17 protein-coding genes and 1 riboswitch are annotated in these 17,310 nt (G+C 71.5%); of the genes, 4 read left to right on the forward strand and 13 right to left on the reverse strand.

The genetic code is table 11. The features are described from left to right. Window positions 1-11 precede the first annotated feature (11 nt). Window positions 12-161, reverse strand: coding sequence for a hypothetical protein (locus H958_RS46160; RefSeq protein ID WP_156027877.1), 150 nt, complete (start codon window positions 159-161; stop codon window positions 12-14). A 161-nt stretch (window positions 162-322) separates the two neighbouring features. Here H958_RS46160 and H958_RS0110225 point away from each other — a divergent pair, with 161 nt between their 5' ends. Further along, window positions 323-580, forward strand: coding sequence for a hypothetical protein (locus tag H958_RS0110225; protein WP_156027879.1), 258 nt, complete (start codon window positions 323-325; stop codon window positions 578-580). 31 nt (window positions 581-611) lie between these two features. Here H958_RS0110225 and H958_RS36250 read toward each other — a convergent pair whose 3' ends face one another. From H958_RS36250 to thrC, 3 genes are read right to left on the reverse strand one after another with little or no spacing between them, the layout of a single operon-like run. Further along, window positions 612-1,511 (reverse strand): methylenetetrahydrofolate reductase, encoded by a 900-nt coding sequence (locus tag H958_RS36250; protein ID WP_051324048.1) that lies wholly within the window; start codon window positions 1,509-1,511, stop codon window positions 612-614. Continuing rightward, window positions 1,508-1,783 (reverse strand): ubiquitin-like small modifier protein 1, encoded by a 276-nt coding sequence (locus H958_RS0110235; protein WP_028058607.1) that lies wholly within the window; start codon window positions 1,781-1,783, stop codon window positions 1,508-1,510. Before H958_RS0110235 ends, H958_RS36250 begins: the two co-directional genes overlap by 4 nt. Next, the gene (gene thrC / locus H958_RS0110240) at window positions 1,783-3,018 is read right to left on the reverse strand and encodes a threonine synthase (RefSeq protein ID WP_028058608.1); all 1,236 of its coding nucleotides are present in this window, start codon (window positions 3,016-3,018) and stop codon (window positions 1,783-1,785) included. The genes H958_RS0110235 and thrC overlap by 1 nt, the downstream gene beginning before the upstream one ends. Window positions 3,019-3,082: 64 nt before the next feature. Further along, window positions 3,083-3,202: riboswitch (SAM riboswitch) on the reverse strand. Between the two features lie 95 nt (window positions 3,203-3,297). Between thrC and corA the strand changes: the two genes are divergently transcribed. Then, complete coding sequence (corA, locus tag H958_RS0110245) at window positions 3,298-4,287, forward strand: magnesium/cobalt transporter CorA (RefSeq protein WP_028058609.1); 990 nt, start codon at window positions 3,298-3,300, stop codon at window positions 4,285-4,287. Next, window positions 4,287-5,246, forward strand: coding sequence for a diacylglycerol/lipid kinase family protein (locus H958_RS36255; protein WP_051324049.1), 960 nt, complete (start codon window positions 4,287-4,289; stop codon window positions 5,244-5,246). The genes corA and H958_RS36255 overlap by 1 nt, the downstream gene beginning before the upstream one ends. On the opposite strand, the gene H958_RS48690 is transcribed toward H958_RS36255, so the two are convergent. The 3 genes from H958_RS48690 to recJ form a co-directional block, all read right to left on the reverse strand. Continuing rightward, the gene (locus H958_RS48690; protein WP_255325416.1) at window positions 5,243-5,365 is read right to left on the reverse strand and encodes a hypothetical protein; all 123 of its coding nucleotides are present in this window, start codon (window positions 5,363-5,365) and stop codon (window positions 5,243-5,245) included. The genes H958_RS36255 and H958_RS48690 overlap by 4 nt on opposite strands. Before the next feature lie 63 nt (window positions 5,366-5,428). Further along, complete coding sequence (locus H958_RS36260; protein ID WP_231379207.1) at window positions 5,429-7,801, reverse strand: RelA/SpoT family protein; 2,373 nt, start codon at window positions 7,799-7,801, stop codon at window positions 5,429-5,431. Between the two features lie 152 nt (window positions 7,802-7,953). Then, window positions 7,954-10,716 (reverse strand): single-stranded-DNA-specific exonuclease RecJ, encoded by a 2,763-nt coding sequence (gene recJ / locus H958_RS43105; RefSeq protein WP_051324050.1) that lies wholly within the window; start codon window positions 10,714-10,716, stop codon window positions 7,954-7,956. 52 nt (window positions 10,717-10,768) lie between these two features. Here recJ and H958_RS0110270 point away from each other — a divergent pair, with 52 nt between their 5' ends. Next, window positions 10,769-11,188, forward strand: coding sequence for a class I SAM-dependent methyltransferase (locus tag H958_RS0110270; RefSeq protein WP_028058610.1), 420 nt, complete (start codon window positions 10,769-10,771; stop codon window positions 11,186-11,188). Here the strand turns inward: H958_RS0110270 and H958_RS0110275 are convergent. From H958_RS0110275 to ruvC, 6 genes are all read right to left on the reverse strand, one after another. Next, a complete protein-coding gene (locus H958_RS0110275) occupies window positions 11,185-11,460 on the reverse strand; it encodes a hypothetical protein (RefSeq protein WP_028058611.1) in 276 nt (91 codons plus the stop codon). The two genes, H958_RS0110270 and H958_RS0110275, sit on opposite strands and share 4 nt — an antisense overlap. Beyond that, window positions 11,460-14,399: a protein translocase subunit SecDF gene (locus H958_RS0110280; RefSeq protein ID WP_028058612.1), complete on the reverse strand. Its 2,940-nt coding sequence runs from the start codon at window positions 14,397-14,399 to the stop codon at window positions 11,460-11,462. Before H958_RS0110280 ends, H958_RS0110275 begins: the two co-directional genes overlap by 1 nt. A gap of 75 nt (window positions 14,400-14,474) precedes the next feature. Further along, a complete protein-coding gene (locus H958_RS0110285) occupies window positions 14,475-14,924 on the reverse strand; it encodes a PAS domain-containing protein (RefSeq protein ID WP_028058613.1) in 450 nt (149 codons plus the stop codon). A gap of 122 nt (window positions 14,925-15,046) precedes the next feature. Then, the gene (gene ruvB / locus H958_RS0110290) at window positions 15,047-16,090 is read right to left on the reverse strand and encodes a Holliday junction branch migration DNA helicase RuvB (RefSeq protein WP_156027884.1); all 1,044 of its coding nucleotides are present in this window, start codon (window positions 16,088-16,090) and stop codon (window positions 15,047-15,049) included. Next, on the reverse strand, window positions 16,090-16,668 hold the full coding sequence (gene ruvA / locus H958_RS0110295; RefSeq protein WP_028058615.1) for a Holliday junction branch migration protein RuvA: 579 nt from the start codon (window positions 16,666-16,668) through the stop codon (window positions 16,090-16,092). Before ruvA ends, ruvB begins: the two co-directional genes overlap by 1 nt. Then, window positions 16,665-17,183: a crossover junction endodeoxyribonuclease RuvC gene (gene ruvC / locus H958_RS0110300; protein ID WP_231379208.1), complete on the reverse strand. Its 519-nt coding sequence runs from the start codon at window positions 17,181-17,183 to the stop codon at window positions 16,665-16,667. The genes ruvA and ruvC overlap by 4 nt, the downstream gene beginning before the upstream one ends. Window positions 17,184-17,310: the final 127 nt, after the last annotated feature.

Genomic DNA, 17,310 nt, shown 5'->3' on the forward strand with positions numbered 1-17,310 from the left:
GGCGCGCTCTTTCAGCGGTCTTCGCGCGGGAACGACGCGATCGAGCGCCGGCCCGAGAGGAACGCGGCGTAGGTCTTCGCAGCGTCGGGGGACATCCCGAACGCCGCGAGCCGCCGTTCGGTCTGCGTCGTGTCCTGCGGGGACGGATCGGGGATGCTCACATCCCCAAGTATCGGCACTTTGCGACGAGAATCACAATCCCCCCGGATTCCGTCCGGCGCGCGCCGTAGATTCGGCGTCCGTGGCAGCGTTGACAATGTGCCCGCGGTGCGGGTCCACGTTCCTCCAGCCGCTGCGCTGCGAGGCGAAGGGCGCGGACGTCATGCTCGTCGAGCTGCGCTGCGCGGACTGCACCATCTGGGTGCAGGCACCGCACACGCGAGCCGACATGCGCGAGCTGGACCGCCGCCAGGCGGAATACCGCACGCTGATCGTCGCGGAGTACGAACGCTCGGTCGCGGAGAGCATGGAGACGCTGGCCGACTGCCTGGCCCTGGCGTTCGAGCGCGATCTGGTCAGCGCGGACGACTTCGCGCCCCGCGGCACGGCGCCGCCGGGCGCGGTTCGGCGCGCCGGCTGAGAGACGTGGGCGCGGCGCGGGTGGACTCGCCCTACGTCGTGACCGCGGCCGCCGACAGCGCCCCGGAGGCGCGCAGCGCCGACACGATGGCGCGTGTCGCCGGGGAGCGGTTGAGCGTGTACAGGTGGATGCCGGGCGCGCCGCCGGCGAGCAGCTCCGCGGCCTGGGCGGTCGCGTAGGCGACGCCGAGCTCGGCGACCGCGCGCGGGTCGTCCTGGCGCGCCTCGAGCTCCCGTCGCAGCGCCACCGGGATGCGCGCGCCGCAGAGCTCCGTCATCCGCTCGATCTGCGCGATGCTCGCGATCGGGATGATGCCCGGCAGCACCGGCACGTCGATCCCGGCCGCGCGCAGGCGATCGACGTAACGGCGGTAGTCGTCGTTGTCGAAGAACAGCTGCGTGATCAGCACGCGCACGCCGGCGGCGATCTTCGCGCGCACGTGCTCGAGGTCGTGCGTCCAGCCGCGCGAGTCGGGATGCGGCTCGGGGTAGGCGGCGCCGAGCACGCAGAAGCCGGCGTCGGCGGCGAGGCCGATCAGCTCGAGCGAGCTCTGGACGCCGCCCGGCGGCGCGCTCCACGTCGACTCCCCGCGCGGCGGATCGCCGCGCAGCGCGAGCACGTTGTCCGCGCCGCCCGCGAACGCCTCGGCGAGCAGCGCGACGAGGCCGCGTCGGGTGAAGCCGGTCGCCGTGACGTGCGGGACTGCCTCGAGCCCGCGCTCGCGCGCCAGCCGGCGCACGACCGCGAGCGTGAGGTCGCGCGTGGTCCCGCCCGCGCCGCAGGTGACCGAGACGAACGCGGGCTGCAGCGCCGAGAGCTCCTCGATCGCGGTCCAGAAGCCCAGCTCGGCCTCGACCGAGCGCGGCGGCGAGAACTCGAACGAGACCGCCGGCCCCGCGCCCGACGCGAGCGCCTCGTCGATCCGCGTCATCCGCCCGCGACGGCCGGGAGGATCGTCACCTCGTCGCCGTCGGACACCGCGGTCTCGAGCCCGTCGAGGAAGCGGATGTCCTCGCCCTTGAGGTAGACGTTGACGAAGCGACGCAGCTCGCCGCTGTCGTCGGCGATCCGCCCGCGCAGCTCGCCGTGCTCGCTGTAGAGCGCCTCCAGCGCCTCGCCGACCGTGCCGCCCTCGACCGTGGCGGAGGCGTTGCCGCCCGCGGCGTCGCGCAGCTGCGTCGGGAGCTTGACCGTGACCGGCATCAGACCGTCACCTCCTGGGGGGCGAAACGGGCGTCGAAGGCGTCCAGCGAGGCGCCGATCTCGGCGACCTCGAACGTGTCTCGGACCGCGTCCAGCGTCTTGAGGCCGTCGCCGGTGATCATCGCGACCACCCGCTCGTCCCTGTCGATGTCCCCGCGCTCGGCGAGCTTCTTGAGCGTCGCGATCGTCACGCCGCCGGCGGTCTCCGTGAAGATGCCGGTCGTCTTCGCGAGCAGCGAGATGCCGGCACGGATCTCGTCGTCGGTGACCGAGTCGATGCTGCCCCCGGTGCGGCGCGCGAGCTCGATCGCGTACGGGCCGTCGGCCGGGTTGCCGATCGCGAGCGACTTGGCGATCGTGTCGGGCTTGACGGGACGCACGATGTCGTGGCCCTCGGCGAACGCGGTCGCGACAGGGGAGCAGCCGAGCGCCTGAGCGCCGTTCATGATCGGCGTCGAGCCCTCGACCAGGCCGGCGGCGATGAACTCGTCGAACCCGCGCGCGAGCTTGGTGAACTGCGAGCCGGAGGCGATCGGGCCCACGACCCGGTCGGGCAGCTCCCAGCCGAGCTGCTCGACGACCTCGAAGGAGAGCGTCTTGGAGCCCTCGGCGTAGTACGGGCGCAGGTTGACGTTGACGAACGCCCAGTTGGGCCGCTCGCCCGAGACCTCCGTGCAGAGGCGGTTGACGTCGTCGTAGTTGCCCCGGACGGCGACGATCTGCGCGCCGTAGGAGCCGGTGGCGAGCACCTTCTGCTCCTCGAGGTCGTGCGGGATCAGCACGTACGCGGGCAGCCCGGCGGCGGCGGCGTGCGCCGCGACCGCGTTGGCGAGGTTGCCGGTGCTGGCACACGCGAGCGTGTCGAAGCCGAGCTCCTTTGCACGCGCCAGCGCGACCGAGACGACGCGGTCCTTGAAGGAGTGCGTCGGGTTCGCGGTCTCGTTCTTGATGTACAGCTCACCGATCCCGAGCACGTGCGCGAGGCGATCGGCCTTCACCAGCGGCGTCCACCCCGTCGGCAGCGCCGAGCGCGCCGGGCCTTCGAGCGGCAGGAAGTCGGCGTAGCGCCAGAGCGTGTGCGGGCCCGCCTGGATCCGGCGGCGCAGCGCGGCGGGGTCCTCCTCAGGCCGCGCGTAGGCGACCTCGAGCGGGCCGAAGCACCGTTCGCATACGAACCTCGCCTCGAGGGGGTACGTGGTGGAGCACTCCTTGCACTTCAGGGCATCTGCCGGCATGTGGTCTGTTTCCTCCGCCCGGTGGTGCGGCGGGGGGTCGACTCGGGAGACCGGTAGCCCCATCACCGCATCTCCCAGGCTTGTTCGTTGGAGCCTGATGGAATTGCCACCTTGTCCCGGCGTGCGACCGGGACAGGTTGGCGGGGTTTCAATGGGCCAATCCCTCCACCCCTCTGGATGCGTCCAGCTATGTGGTCGGCAAGCGTAGCGAAAACCTGACCTCGGGGGATACAATTCCGCGCATGATGCCGACGACCGACGAGCCCCTCAGTCCTCGTCATGCCGAGCCTGCCACGCAGCCCGTTCGGTCGCCGCTCGCGCGCGGTCGTTGAGGCACAGCCGGACGCGACAGAGCCCCGCGTCGAGCTCGTCGAGGCGCCGGGCCTCCGCTGGATCAACATCGAGCGCCCCCGCACCATCGACATGGCGTGGCTGGAGGAGCACTTCGACTTCCACCCGCTCGATTACGAGGACGTCCGCTCGCGCAACCAGCGCCCGAAGGTCGACGAGTACGACGACTACCTGTTCATCGTGCTGCACTTCCCGCGCTACGACAAGCGCGTCTCGCGCCTGAACGCGGCCGAGGTCGACATCTTCGTCGGCCCCGACTTCCTGATCACGCTGCCGAACGAGCCGCTGCAGCCGATCGAGTACCTCTTCGAGCGCTGCCGCACCAACGAGGACATCCGCGAGGACATCTTCGCCAAGGGCCCCGGCTACCTGCTCTACAAGATCGTCGACGACTCGGTCGACGCGTCGTTCCCGATGCTCGCGAAGATGGGCAACAAGCTCGAGCGCATCGAGGAGGACATCTTCGAGGGCAAGGGCGAGGAGGTCGTGCGCGACATCTCCAACGTCAAGCAGGAGATCATCAACTTCCGCAAGGTCGTGCGCCCGCAGCGCGCCGCGTTCCGCGACCTCGAGCGCAACAAGGCGCGCTACATCGCCGAGGACCTCGACATCTACTTCGAGGACATCATCGACGCGTCCGAGCGCGTGTGGGACATGCTCGAGAACTACAAGGAAGTCGTCGAGGGCCTGGAGGCCACGAACGAGTCCGCGCTCGCGCACCGCACGAACGAGACGTTCCGCGTCCTGACCGCGATCAGCATCATCTTCCTGCCGCTGACGCTGATCGCCAGCATCTTCGGCATGAACGTGCGGGTCCCGGGCGAAGGATCCATCCACGCGTTCTGGGTCATCATGGTCGTCATGCTCGCCGTGGTGGTGGGCGTCGCGCTCTTCTTCCGGCGGCGCAGATGGCTGTAGTGGACCCAGTGGTCGCGGCCCTTCAGGGCAAGGGCCGGGCCAAGCGCATGCTCGTGATCGTCAACCCGATCGCGACGGCGATGAAGGAGCGGCTGCGCCACCTCGTGGTCTACGCGCTCCAGGGCCGCTACGACGTCGACGTCGTCGAGACCCAGCGCCGGGGGCACGCGACCGAGCTCTGTCTCCAGGCGGCGGCCGCCCAATACGACATCGTGGTCGCGTTCGGCGGCGACGGCACGGTCAACGAGGCGGCCAACGGCCTCGCCGGCACCCAGACGGCGCTGACCGCGCTGCCGGGCGGCTCCAACAACGTGTTCGCGAAGGAGCTCGGCATCCCGACCGACGTCGTGGACGCCACCGAGCACCTGCTGCGGCTGGCCGACCGCTGGGAGCCGCGCCCGGTCGACCTCGGCATGCTCAACGGCCGCTACTTCACGTTCGCGGCGGGCATGGGGCTCGACGCGAGCGTCGTCAAGCGCGTGGACTCCCACCCGGCCTTGAAGGCGCGCTTCGGCCCGTTCTACTTCGTCGAGTCGGCCGTCGCGACGTTCCTGTCGCGCTATGTCGTGAACCCGCCGAAGCTGACGATCGAGGTCGACGGCGCGCCGCCGGTGAGCGGTGTCAGCGCGTTCGTGCAGAACTCCGCCAACTACACGTACTTCAAGTCGCGCGCGGTGCCGCTGGTCGAAGGCGGCGGCTTCGAGTCCGGCGCGCTGGCCGGCGTCGTGCTCACGCGGGCGCGCCCGTACGACGTCCCGACCGTCACGTTCCGCGCCCTCTCGGGTGCGGCGCGGATCGCCAAGCACCGGGGGATCGCGGCGTTCGGCGGGTTCGCCGAGGCGGTCGTGAAGTCCGCCGACGCGCGCCCGCTCCCGCTCCAGGTCGACGGCGACTACATCGGCGAAGAGCTCGAAGCGCGCTTCGCGGTGGCGCCGGGCGTCCTGCGGGTCGTGGCCTAACGGGCCAGCAGGCTCGCGCGGACGAGCTCGCGCTGGCGGTCGTGCGCGTCGCGCCCCGGGGTGAGGGCGACGTTCGTGAGCCGGGCGACGATCGTCTGAGCGGTGCGGGGAGTGCTCATAGCCGGATGATCTTCCGCGGCGGCCCTGTGATACAGGACGCCAGCCTGCCATTCGCGGTAGTGCTAACCCCCGGCCGGGATCACGCGGTAGGCGTCGAACACGCTGTCGATCGCGCGCAGGCGGGAGATCGCGGCCTTCAGCGCCTGGGTGTCCCCCACCTCGATCACGAAGCGGTTGCGCGTCATCGGGTGCTGGACGAGGCAGCGCGCCTCGACGATGTTGATGCCGGCCTCGGCGAAGGTCCGGCTGAGGTCCTCGAGCAGACGGTGGCGGTCCCACGCGTCGACCTGGATCTCGACCTTGAAGCCCGTCTCGTTGTCGCCGTCCCAGGAGACCGGCACGAAGCGGCCCGGATCCTTGCGCAGGGCCGCCACGTTCGGGCAGTCGTCGCGATGGATCGTGATGCCGCGGCCGAGCGAGACGTAGCCGACGATCGGGTCGCCGGACACCGGGCGGCAGCACTTGGCCAGCCGCAGCGGGACGTCCGCCACACCCTCGACCTGGATGCCGAACTTCGCCGCCGTGCCGTCGGGCCGCCTGAGCGCGGGCGCCTTGCGGCGATCGAGCAGCAGGTCCTCGCCGGGCGTCGGCTCCTCGACGCCGGCCTCGCCCTGCTTGAGGCGCTGCATGACCTTGTTGACGACGACCTTCGGCGAGATCTTCGCCCCGCCGAGCGCGATGTAGAAGTCGTCGGCCTTCTTGAAGCCCAGCTCGCGGATGACGTCGGCCAGCAACGGCGAGCCCGTGAGCTTCTGGGCCGGCAGGCCGGCCTTGTGCAGGTGCTCCTGCAGCAGCTCGCGGCCCGTGTGCTCGGAGTCCTCGCGGCTCTCGGCCTTGAACCACGCCTTGATCTTGTTGCGGGCGCGCGTCGTCTTGACGAGCGAGAGCCAGTCGCGCGACGGGCCCCGCTCGCGCTTGGAGGTGAGGATCTCGACGATGTCGCCCGACTGCAGCTCGTAGTGCAGCGGGACGATCTTGCCGTTGACGCGGGCGCCGACGCAGCGGTGACCGACGTCGGTGTGGATCTCGTACGCGAAGTCCAGCGGGGTGGCGCCGGCCGCGAGCGACTTGACCTCGCCCTTGGGCGTGAAGACGAAGACCTCGTCCTCGATCAGCTCGCCGCGAAGCTGGTCGGTGAACTCCGCCGGGTCGTCGCCGTCGCTGTCGCTCTGCCAGTCCAGGAGCGACTTCAGCCACTTCAGCTTGGCGTCGGTCGGGTCCATCCGGGCCTGGTTGCCCTCCTTGTAGCGCCAGTGCGCGGCGACGCCGTACTCGGCCGTCTCGTGCATGTCGCCGGTCCGGATCTGGATCTCCAGCGGGCGCCCCTCGGGCCCGATCACCGTCGTGTGGAGCGCCTGGTACATGTTGAACTTCGGCATCGCCACCATGTCCTTGAAGCGCCCGGGCAGGGGCTTCCAGAGCGAGTGGATGACGCCGACGGCTCCGTAGCAGTCCTTGACGGAGTCGACGATGACGCGCATGGCCGTGAGGTCGTAGATCTCGTTGAACTCGCGGCCCTTCTTGGTCATCTTCGAGTAGATCGAGTAGAAGTGCTTCGCGCGGCCTGAGATCTCGGCCGTGATGCCGAGCGCCTCGAGCTCCTTGGCGAGGTATCCGCCCGCCTTGGCCACATAGCGCTCGCGCTCCTCGCGCTGCTGGTTGACCAGGCCCTTGATCTCCTGGTACTTGCGCGGGTGCAGCGTCGCGAACGCGAGGTCCTCGAGCTCCCACTTGATCGCGTGGATGCCGAGCCGGTGCGCGAGCGGCGCGTAGATCTCGAGCGTCTCCTTGGCCTTCTCGATCTGCTTCTGCTTCGGCATCGCGCCGAGCGTGCGCATGTTGTGGAGGCGGTCGGCGAGCTTGATCAGGATGACCCGGATGTCCGTGGCCATCGCGACCATCATCTTGCGGTAGTTCTCGGCCTGCGCCTCGTCGCGCGACTGGAACGTGATGCCGGTGAGCTTGGTGACGCCGTCGACGAGCCCCGCGACCTCCTCGCCGAAGCCCTCGCGGACCTCGTCGAGCGAAGCCGTCGTGTCCTCGACGGTGTCGTGCAGCAGCGCCGCGCACAGCGTCGCCGTGTCGAGGCGCATGCCGGCGCAGATCTTCGCGACGCCGACGGGATGGACGATGAAGTCCTCGCCGGAGACGCGGCGCTGGTCGGCGTGGTGGTCGCAGGCGAACGTGAACGCGTGCAGGACGGCGCGGCGGTCGATCGGCTCGGCGACCTCGTCGGCGTGCTCGGAGACGATCGCGAACAGGTCGGCGAGCAGCTCGTGCTCGAGCGGCGTGAGGTCGTCCGGGATGGTGAGGGTGCCGTCGTCGCCGTGGCCGGCCTCGTCGACCTGCCGGTGAGCGGCGACCGCGACGGGTGCGTCGCCGGCTTCGGGGCCGCCGCCGGCGATGACGAGCTCGGGAGCGATGTCGCCGGACAAGGCTGCGGTGCGTCTGGAGCGCTTGGAGCCGCGGCCGGACGAGGCTGCGGTGCCTTCGGCGCGCTTCGCTTGCCCGGCCGTGGCGCGGCGCGCGGCCTCGGCCCGGATGTCCTCCGCCGTGACCTGCGGCGCGCGGGCGTCTTCGCCGCCGCTCAGGCTGCCGCCTCCACTATGTCGCTGCTGGTCAGGTATCGCCGTCCGTCCTCGAGCCGTCTGTGGTACGCCCGGTAAGCGGCCGAGCGCTCCAGCGTAGTGCGTTCGGGGTTCTCCACCGCCGTCAGGGCCGGGCCTTCGGCGCTGAAATCCACGAGCCCGAGCTCCAGGAGGACCCGCAAGAGGCGCCCCGCCAGCGCGGCGGACCTCGGCTGCGGCCCCTCGCCCCGGAGCACCGTCTCACAGGCTTCCCCGCGGGCCGTCCCCAGCGCGCGCAGGGCGCGGTAGACGGCGGTCAGCGGGTCGCGCAGAGCGAAGTCCCACTCATGTATGTGCACAGAGAATTCTAGTTCAGGCCGGCCCCATGCCAGATGCGTCCAGCCCTCTCCGGACGGATGGGCGAGTGGCGGCCGGCCCGGCGGGTCGAGTGCGACGACGTGCACGAACGGCGCCGCGATCCGCGGATCGTCCTCCAGCGCGGTCCACGACGTGACGGCGAAGCCGCCGACGCGCGCCTGCAGCGACCGGGCCCGATGCGGCGCGTGCGCGGTCACCGCCAGCACGGGCTCGCCGCTCGCCACGAGGTCCCCGAGAAGCCCGGCGATCCCCGTGCCGCGGAGATCCCGGAGCTCGCGGTCGCCGCCGGCGGGGAACATCGAGGCGGGGTCGGGGCCGCCGGTGAAGGTGGCGATGGACGCCTGGGCGGGCGCGGAGACGGCTTCGCGCGGCGCGGCGGTGCCGTCGCGCAAGACCGCGTCGCCGCGGCCGACCGCGTCGGCGCGCGAGGCCGCGTCGTCCCCCGAGGCGGCCGCTTCCGCGGCGGCGGCGCGGGCCGCGGCGGCGAAGCCGTACACGCCGGCCAGCGCGGCCTCGCGCGCCGCGGCTGCGTGGTCGGCAGGCTCCCCGCCCGCGAACGCGGGCGGCGCGCCGGCGGGAAGCGCCGGCTCTCGCGTTCCGCCGCCCGCGAATTCCGCGAGGTCACCGCGGCCGCCCGCGAGGCTCCAATAGAGGAGGTCGCGGTCGAGCTCCTTCCCGACTCCCGCCATGAACGCGGCCTCGCCGAGGATCTCGATCGGGCGCGGCGCGGCCGCCTGGGCGTGGCGCAGCACGAGCCGTGGCGAGACGGTGCCGTTCCAGCGGTCGATCTCCAGGCGCACCGCGGCGTCCGCGGGCACGCCGGGCTCGACCGGGAGCTTCTCGCCGGCCCCGAAGGCGACGCAGCGCGACCGCGCGCCGCCCGCGCTGAGCGTGAACGCGCAGTGCCGGGCGCCCTCGCCCAGCCCGCGCGGCTCGCTCAGCGTCGCGGCCGGGACGAGCAGCGACACGCGCGGATTGCCCATGCCGAACGGCGCCAGCTGCTCGAGCTCCTCGGCGAGCGCCAGCGACAGCGCGTCGCCCTGGGCGACCGCGTCGATCCGCACCTCCGGCATCAGATCCTCCGGCCGCAGCACCGCCGCGGCGTGGGCCGTGAACGCCTCGCGGAACGCGTCGACGTTCTCGCGCCGGATCGACACGCCCGCCGCGGCCTTGTGCCCTCCGTAGCGCTCGAGGTGCGCGGACGTCGCATGCAGCCCGCCCAGCAGGTCGAACGCCGGGATCGACCGGCCGGAGCCCGTGCCCTCGTCGCCCTCCAGCGCGATCAGCACCGCCGGGCGGTGATGGCGCTCCGCGATCCGCGCCGCGACGATCCCGATCACGCCCGGGTGCCAGCCCTCGGACGCCAGGACGAATCCCGCCGCGCCGCTGGACTCGGACGCCAGCGCCTCGGCCTCGAACCGGATCCGCGTCTCCACGTCGCGACGCTCCGAGTTGACCGCGTCCAGCTCCGCCGCGACGGCGCGCGCCCGCTCTCGGTCCTCCGTGAGCAGCAACTCCAACCCCGCATCGGCGCGATACAGCCGGCCGGCCGCGTTCAGACGCGGCCCGAGCCGGAACCCGATCGCGCTCTCGTCCACCAGGCTCGGGTCCACGCGTGCGACGTCCATCAGCGCGCGCAACCCGACCTTGCGCGTGTTGGCCAGCGCGCGCAGCCCCGCGCGCACGAGCCGCCGGTTCTCCCCGTGCAGCGGCACGACGTCGGCCACCGTGGCCAGGGCGACGAGATCCAGATCCTCGTCCGCGCGCGCCGCGTCCTCCCCCGCGGCGGCGAGCAGCGCCTGCGCGAGCTTGTACGCCACCGCCGCGGCGCACAGCTCCGGACATGGATAGCCGTTGAGCGCGGGATGCACGATCGGGGCGTCCGGCAGCGCACCGTCGGCCCGCGGGCTGTGGTGATCGGTGACGATCACGTCCATGCCGGCCGCGCGAGCGGCCGCGACCTCCTCCACGGCGGTGATCGCGCAGTCGACCGTGACGAGCAGCTGCGTGCCGCGCGCGGCCAGCCGCTCCACCGTCGCCGCCGCCAGCCCGTACCCGTCGTCGATCCGCGACGGCAGGTACCAGTCCACGTCCGCGCCGACCGTGCGCAGCGCCCGCACGAGCACCGCGGTGGCGCAGATGCCGTCCACGTCGTAGTCCCCGTGGACGGTGATCCGGGCGCCGCGCGCCACGTGCCCGAGGATCCGCACCGCCGCCGTGGCCAGCCCCGGGAACGCTTCTAGCGGGTGCTCGACCCGCGCCGCGAGGAACTCCCGCGCCGCGCCGGCCTCCCCCAGCCCGCGGCGCACGAGAACTTGCGCGAGGACGTGCGAGCAGCCGAGCGCCCGCGCCAGCCGCGCCGCGGCGGCGAACTCGTACGGCGACACGGTCAGACGGGCGTCCACGTCCCCGGCAGGCTAGGTGTGGCTCAGGACGGAATGAGGCAAGATGAGGCGCATGCGGCTAGACGCGGCGGCGATCGACGCGATCCGCGACCTCTATGACGACCTCCAGATCGACGGGCACGTGCTGGACCTCGGCAGCGCCGGTCTCGAGCACTTCAATGTGCCGCCGGACGACCTCACGGTCCACGGCGGGGGGTGGCTCGAGCACGGCGACGACAGCTTCGACGACGTCGTCTACTTCGGGCTGCCCGACGACCCCGAGCTGTTCGCCGAGGTCGCGCGCGTGCTCGCCCCGGGCGGGCGCTTCGTGGTGACGTTCACCAACCAGCTCGCGCCCGACACCGCCGCGCAGGTGCGGCGGCTGCGCAAGCGCTTCGCCGCCACGCCCGGCTTCGGCCCGGCCGAGAGCGACCTGCGCACGTCATTGACGGGCGCAGGCGATCAGCTCTGGGCGGTCTGGGCTCGCCGCTAGGCGAGCCGGCCCTGCTGCCTGAGCTGGCGAACGCCCAGGGACCACATGGCGGCGAGGCCGAGCAGCGCGCCCGGGATCGCCTCCACGCCGGTGAGCAGGTCGGTGTCGTGCTGGCCCGGGATCGAGCCGACGTTGATGATGATCCCGAGGATCACCGAGCCCAGCAGGGCGCCGCAGAACGCGCCGACGATCCCGCCGTAGAAGTTGTCCGGCAGCCACACGGTGCCGTGCCAGATGGCGAGGCCGACCATGACCCAGACGAGCAGTCCCATCAGCGCGGCCTCCCGTGGCGGCGATTGCGCGGCTTGCGTTCCTTGGGCTCCTGCGAGCCGCCGTCGGGCGGCTGCGGCGACGACGGACCCGCCGGCGGCGCGCCGCCGCTCTGGCGCGCCCGCGCACGGCGCCCGCCGACCGGACGCGAGGCGCCCGTGGCAGCCGGCTCGCGAGCCGGCTTGCCCTTCTCCTCGTCCAGCCCGAGGTCGCGCACCATCTCGGTGAACTCCGACCCCGAGACCTCCTCGCCCACCGGCGTCGTGACGCGGCGGCGACCGCGCTTGCTGTCCTTGGGCGCGACGTCGATCGGCCCGCCCTGCGCCGTGGTGGCATAGGCCGGCACCTCGCCGAGCGTCTCCAGGATGCGCTCGTGGCGGGCGCGGAAGCCGGGCTCGCGCTCCTTCCAGTGCGTCAGCACCGGGGTCGCGATGAAGATCGACGAGTACGTGCCGGACGCGACGCCGATCAGCAGCGCGAACGCGAAGTCCTTCAGCGTGTCGCCGCCGAACAGCAGCAGCGAGAGGATCGGCAGCAGCGTGCAGAAGCTCGTCGCCAGCGACCGGGTGATGACCTCGGACATCGACCGGTTGACGATCTGCGAGAACGCCGCGCTCGGCATGCGCGGGATGTTCTCTCTCACGCGGTCGAACACGATGATCGTGTCGTAGAGGGAGTAACCCAGGATCGTGAGCAGCGCCGCGACCGTCGACGTCGTCACCTCCCGGCCGACCAGGGCGTAGACGCCGGACACGATCAGGACATCGTGCATCAGCGCGATCAGCACCGGCACCGCGAACTTCCACTCGAACCGCAGCGCGATGTAGATCGAGATGATGGCCAGCGAGGCGATGATCGCGATCAGCGCGGATTTGGCCACCGTCTTGCCGAAGCTCGGGCCGATCGACTCCTCCTCGGGCTGGCCCTGGACGCCGAACGCCGAGTCCAGGCGGGCCTCCGCGCGGTCGACGCCGCTGGGGCCGAGCTGCTTGGTCGAGATCTGGACGACGTTCTTGCCCAGCTGCGGATTCGACAGGGTCTGGATCTTGGCGTCCGACAGGCCGAGCGGCGAGAGCACGTTGCGGATCTGCTCGACCGTCGCCGGCTTCTCCAGCGCCGTCGTGATCCGCGTGCCGCCGTCGAAGTCGATGCCGAAGTTGATCCCCTTGCCGGAGATCGCCAGGGCGCCGATCAGCAGGATGATCCCGGAGGCGGAGAAGAACCACTTCGCCTTGCCCATGTAGTCCCAGCGGAACTTGTACTTCTGCTCGCCGGCGCCGAGCGCCGACTTGTGCGTGATCAGCCGCGTCCCGCGCAGCGAGTACAGGATCGCCTGCGTCGCGAGGACGGCGGTGAAGAGCGAGACGATGACGCCCAGACCGAGCGTGAAGGCGAAGCCCTGGACGCCGGCGGTGGCGATGATGAAGAGGATGAACGCGACGAGGAACGTGACGATGTTCGCGTCCGCGATCGCCGTCAGGCCCTTGCGGTAGCCCGTGACGATGGCGGTCGACACGCCTCTACCGGCGCGTATCTCCTCTTTCACGCGTTCGAACACGACGATGTTCGCGTCGGCCGCGACGCCGAGCGTGAGGATCAGGCCCGCGATCCCCGGGAGCGTCATCGTGATCGGGATCAGCTTGACCAGCGCGTAGAAGTACAGCGCGTAGATGCCCAGGGCGACCGTCGCGATGACGCCCAGCACGCGGTAGAAGATGATCAGGAAGAGGGCGACGATGATGAAGCCGGCGATGCCCGCCTTCAGGCCCTGATCCAGCGCCTGCTTGCCCAGCGTCGCGGAGACCTGCGAGCGCGAGACGAGCGTCAGCTTCAGCGGCAGGGCGCCGATCTTCAGCGTCTTGGCGAGATCCTGGGCGCTCTGGATCGTGAAGCTGCCGGAGATCTGCGCGCCGTTGGCGCCGTCGATGCCGTCGGAGTTCTCGCGCCAGTTGATGTAGGGCGCGGAGACGAGCTCGTTGTCGAGCGCGATCGCGAAGTGCTGCGAGGTGGAGATCGGGTCGCCGCCGAACGCGTTGTCCTGGCCGCGCTGGGCGACGGTCCGCGTGATGTCGTGGAACGCCTTGCGGCCCTTGCTCGTGAAGTTGAAGGTGACGATCGGCTCGTTGCCGACCGACTGGTCGAAGCTCTGCTCCGGGTTCTTGATGTCGGCGCCCGACAGGCCCGGGCGGTCGCGCAGGACCCACCAGGTGTCCGGCGGCGCGGCGTTCGCGTTCGCCTTCGAGTTGCGCAGGACCAGGACACCGGCCGGGACCTCGACGATCTCGGCGTTGGTCTTCTGGGCGTCACTCAGCGAGTCCAGCGCCGACTTGCGGTCATTGAAGGTCTGGCCGTTGACGTACGCCTGGTGCGTCTTCTTGTTGAACGCGTAGAAGCGCGGCTTGGCGGCCGCCTGCGAGACGCCGCCGTCGTACTTCTGGTCGCCGGCGTCGGTCGGCCCGTTCGGGCCGACGCCGACGTCGGTGCACTTCGACGCCGCCGTGACCGCCTTGTAGAGCCCCACCGTCGGCTGGCGGTTGTTCGCGTTGACGTCCGGCGTCGTCTTGCACTTGTCGTCCAGGAGGTTGGCCTCCCAGTCGTAGAAGAACAGCTGCGCCGTGGAGCCGACCTGCTGGGCCGCGCGCTCGGCGTCCTTGACGCCCGGCAGCCCGACCTCGATCTGGTTGGAGCCCGCCTGGTTGATCTCGGCCTCGGACACGCCGTACGCGTTGACGCGCTGCTGCATCAGATCGATCGACCGCTGCATGGCGTCGGCGTCGATCTTCGGCTGCGCCGCGGTCGGCTCGGCGTGGTAGACGAGCTGGACGCCGCCCTGGAGGTCCAGCCCCAGGCGGGTCGGCTTGGTCGCGACCACCGCAACCGCCCCGCCGATGAGAGCGAGTACGAGCAGCAGGACGATTGAGGAGCGGCGGCGTTCGGACATGCGTGACCTGTAAGGGAAGGGTACTTTGGCGGTGCGGTCCTGACGGACCGCCGGGCAATCGGCTAGTTCGCGCGGCTACTTCGACGGGGTCAGCACCAGCAACAGGCCGCCATCGTCATCGTAGGCCGGGAAGAGGTCGGCGACGGCCTTCGCCGGCAGATCTCCCTCGGCGTGAACCGTAACGCGCTTTCCGAGTCGGCGCACTCCCCACTCGAGCGCCATGCCCACATGGTCCTCTCCGCCGTCGAAGGAGAGACCGAGGACGTCGCGCACGGGACGGCCGATCACCTTCTCGTCCGAGAGGCCTGTCAGCTCGCGCGAGCCGCGGCCGCAGCCGATGATCCGGCCCTCGCTGTCGCAGACGAAGAAGGCGGCGTTGGGCGCGGGGTAGTAATCGTCCAGAAGCTCGAAGAGAAACCCGAATCCGCACTTCGAGCAGCCTCTCGCCTGGTTGCGGAAGCCTGCGGTGCGGTCGGTCGCCGTCGTGCGATTGCCGCAGTTCGGGCAGATGAACAGATGCGCCATTTCGTATCGGGAGGGTAGCTGGCGACATTCGCCTGGCGGCTCATGTCGCTGGGAGTCCTCGCGTTACGGCTGGGACTCCCGCCTGGTCGAAGGGACCCCTTCGTGGGGTCAGTGCCCGGACGTCAGAACAGGCTCTCGGCGTCCTTCGGCGGCTCGAGGCCGAGGTGGCGGAACGCGTGCGGCGTCGCGCAGCGGCCGCGCGGCGTGCGCTGGAGGAAGCCGCGCTGGAGCAGGTACGGCTCGTAGACGTCCTCGATCGTGTCCTGCTCCTCCTGCACCGCGACCGCGAGCGTGGAGAGCCCGACCGGGCCGCCGCCGAAGCGCTCGCACACGATGCTGAGGATCTCGCGGTCCGTGCGGTCCAGGCCCTCGTGGTCGACGCCGAGGAGGTCCAGGGCGGCGTCGGCGGTCTGCGCGTCGATCGCCCCGTCGGCGTGGACCTCGGCGAAGTCGCGCACGCGCTTGAGGAGTCGGTTCGCGACGCGCGGCGTGCCGCGAGCGCGCACGGCGATCGCCCGCGCGCCCTCGAGATGGACCGGCACGTTGAGCACGCCGGCGCTGCGCACCACGATCGCCGCCAGCTCGTCCGGGACGTAGTGATCCAGCCGGTGCTGGATTCCGAAGCGGTCTCTGAGCGGGGTGGTCAGCAGGCCGGCGCGGGTGGTCGCGCCGATCAGCGTGAACGCGGGGATGTCGAGCGTGACGACCTTCGCGCCGGCGCCGACGCCCAGGGTGATCGGGAGCTGGCCGTCCTCCATCGCCGGATAGAAGGTCTCCTCCACCGCCCGGGGGAGCCGGTGGATCTCGTCGACGAAGAAGACCGAGCGCGGCTCGAGGTCCGTGAGGAAGGCGGCGATCTCGGCCTTGCGCTCGAGCGCCGGGCCCGCCGTGGGGACGAACGGGACGCCGAGCTCCTCGGCGACGATCCGGGCGAGGCTCGTCTTGCCGAGGCCCGGCGGGCCGGCGAGCAGGACGTGGTCGAGCGCCTCCCCGCGATCGGCCGCGGCGCGGATCGAGATCGCGAGCTGGGCCTTCAGCGCCTCCTGGCCGACGAACTCGTCCAGCCGGCGCGGGCGCAGGCGGACCTCGCCGTCGTCGTCCTCGCGCAGACGCGAGGTCTGGATCCGGAGGCGGTCCGGATCGGGCTCGGCGCCGGGCGTGCGGATCACCGGCGCGACTCCTTGAGCGCGTGCGCGATCAGCTCCTCGGGCGTCTCGCCGGGGGCGCCGTCGAGCAGCTGGTCGACCTCGGCGGGACTGAAGCCGAGGCCGATCAGGCCGTCGCGCGCCAGATGACGCGGGTCGTCGCCGCGCGCGATCGTGATCGGGGCGTCGCCGGGCGCCGCGCCGACCTTCTCGCGCAGCTCGACGACGATCCGCTCGGCGGTGCGCTTGCCGATGCCGGGGACGGCCTGCAGGCGCGCGACGTCGCCGGCCGCGACGGCCGCCAGCAGCTCGCGCGGCGGACCGCCTGAGAGCACGGCGAGCGCCATCTTCGGGCCGACGCCCTGGACGCCGATCAGCAGCAGGAACAGGTCCCGCTCCGCCTCGCTGTGGAAGCCATAGAGCAGCAGCGCGTCGTCGCGGACGATCAGGTGGCTGTGGAGCGTCGCCTGCTGGCCGACGCGCGGGACGTGGCGGAGCGTCTCGGCCGAGACCGCGAGCCGGTAGCCCACGCCGCCGGCCGCGATGACCACGTGATCCCCGCGCCGGACGGCCACCTCGCCGGTGACGAGGGCGATCATCGCGCCACCGCCGTCGCGCGGCGGGCGAGCGCGGCCGCCATCGGGGCGCCGTTCGCGTGGCAGATCGCGACCGCCAGGGCGTCGGCGGCGTGGTCCGGTCTCGGGAGCTCCGGCAGCGCGAGCAGCGTCTGCACCATGCGCTGCACCTGGCCCTTGTCAGCGCGGCCGGAGCCGCAGACGGCGGACTTGATCTGCTGGGGCGTGTACGACGTGCAGGCGATCTCGCGCTGGCCGGCCGCGAGGATCACGACCCCGCGGGCCTGGCCGACCGCGAACGCGGAGCGGGCGTTGGCGCCGAAGTACAGGTCCTCGACCGCGACCGCGTCGGGCCGGTAGCCGTCCAGCAACTCGCTCACGCGGGCGTGGATGCGCGCGAGACGCGCACCGGGGTCCAGGCCCGCGCTCGTCTCGATGACGCCGCCGTCGAGCGCCACGAGGCGCCCGCGGTCGTGCGCGACCACTCCGTAGCCGGTGTTGGCGACGCCGGGGTCGATGCCGAGGACGATCACGTGCACGGCGATGATTCTGCGCGGCGGCCCGGACGCCTTTGCGAATCTCGCCCTGCGGGCTCGTTTCGCAGGGAGAGATCGCCCAGGGGGCGATTCTCCCGCGCAGCTGGCGCCCGTTGCGAATCTCGCCCTG

The organism is Candidatus Solirubrobacter pratensis (assembly GCF_000425945.1).
GTDB lineage: Bacteria > Actinomycetota > Thermoleophilia > Solirubrobacterales > Solirubrobacteraceae > Solirubrobacter > Solirubrobacter pratensis.

Excerpts from the sequence above, each read along its gene's own strand:
- H958_RS0110225 (WP_156027879.1), top strand. The coding sequence starts at position 323 with ATGCTCGTCGAGCTGCGCTGCGCGGACTGCACCATCTGGGTGCAGGCA.
- H958_RS36250 (WP_051324048.1), bottom strand. The coding sequence starts at position 1,511 with ATGACGCGGATCGACGAGGCGCTCGCGTCGGGCGCGGGGCCGGCGGTC.
- H958_RS0110235 (WP_028058607.1), bottom strand. The coding sequence starts at position 1,783 with ATGCCGGTCACGGTCAAGCTCCCGACGCAGCTGCGCGACGCCGCGGGC.
- thrC (WP_028058608.1), bottom strand. The coding sequence starts at position 3,018 with ATGCCGGCAGATGCCCTGAAGTGCAAGGAGTGCTCCACCACGTACCCC.
- corA (WP_028058609.1), top strand. The coding sequence starts at position 3,298 with ATGCCGAGCCTGCCACGCAGCCCGTTCGGTCGCCGCTCGCGCGCGGTC.
- H958_RS48690 (WP_255325416.1), bottom strand. The coding sequence starts at position 5,365 with ATGAGCACTCCCCGCACCGCTCAGACGATCGTCGCCCGGCTCACGAAC.
- H958_RS0110270 (WP_028058610.1), top strand. The coding sequence starts at position 10,769 with ATGCGGCTAGACGCGGCGGCGATCGACGCGATCCGCGACCTCTATGAC.
- H958_RS0110275 (WP_028058611.1), bottom strand. The coding sequence starts at position 11,460 with ATGGGACTGCTCGTCTGGGTCATGGTCGGCCTCGCCATCTGGCACGGC.
- H958_RS0110280 (WP_028058612.1), bottom strand. The coding sequence starts at position 14,399 with ATGTCCGAACGCCGCCGCTCCTCAATCGTCCTGCTGCTCGTACTCGCT.
- H958_RS0110285 (WP_028058613.1), bottom strand. The coding sequence starts at position 14,924 with ATGGCGCATCTGTTCATCTGCCCGAACTGCGGCAATCGCACGACGGCG.
- ruvA (WP_028058615.1), bottom strand. The coding sequence starts at position 16,668 with ATGATCGCCCTCGTCACCGGCGAGGTGGCCGTCCGGCGCGGGGATCAC.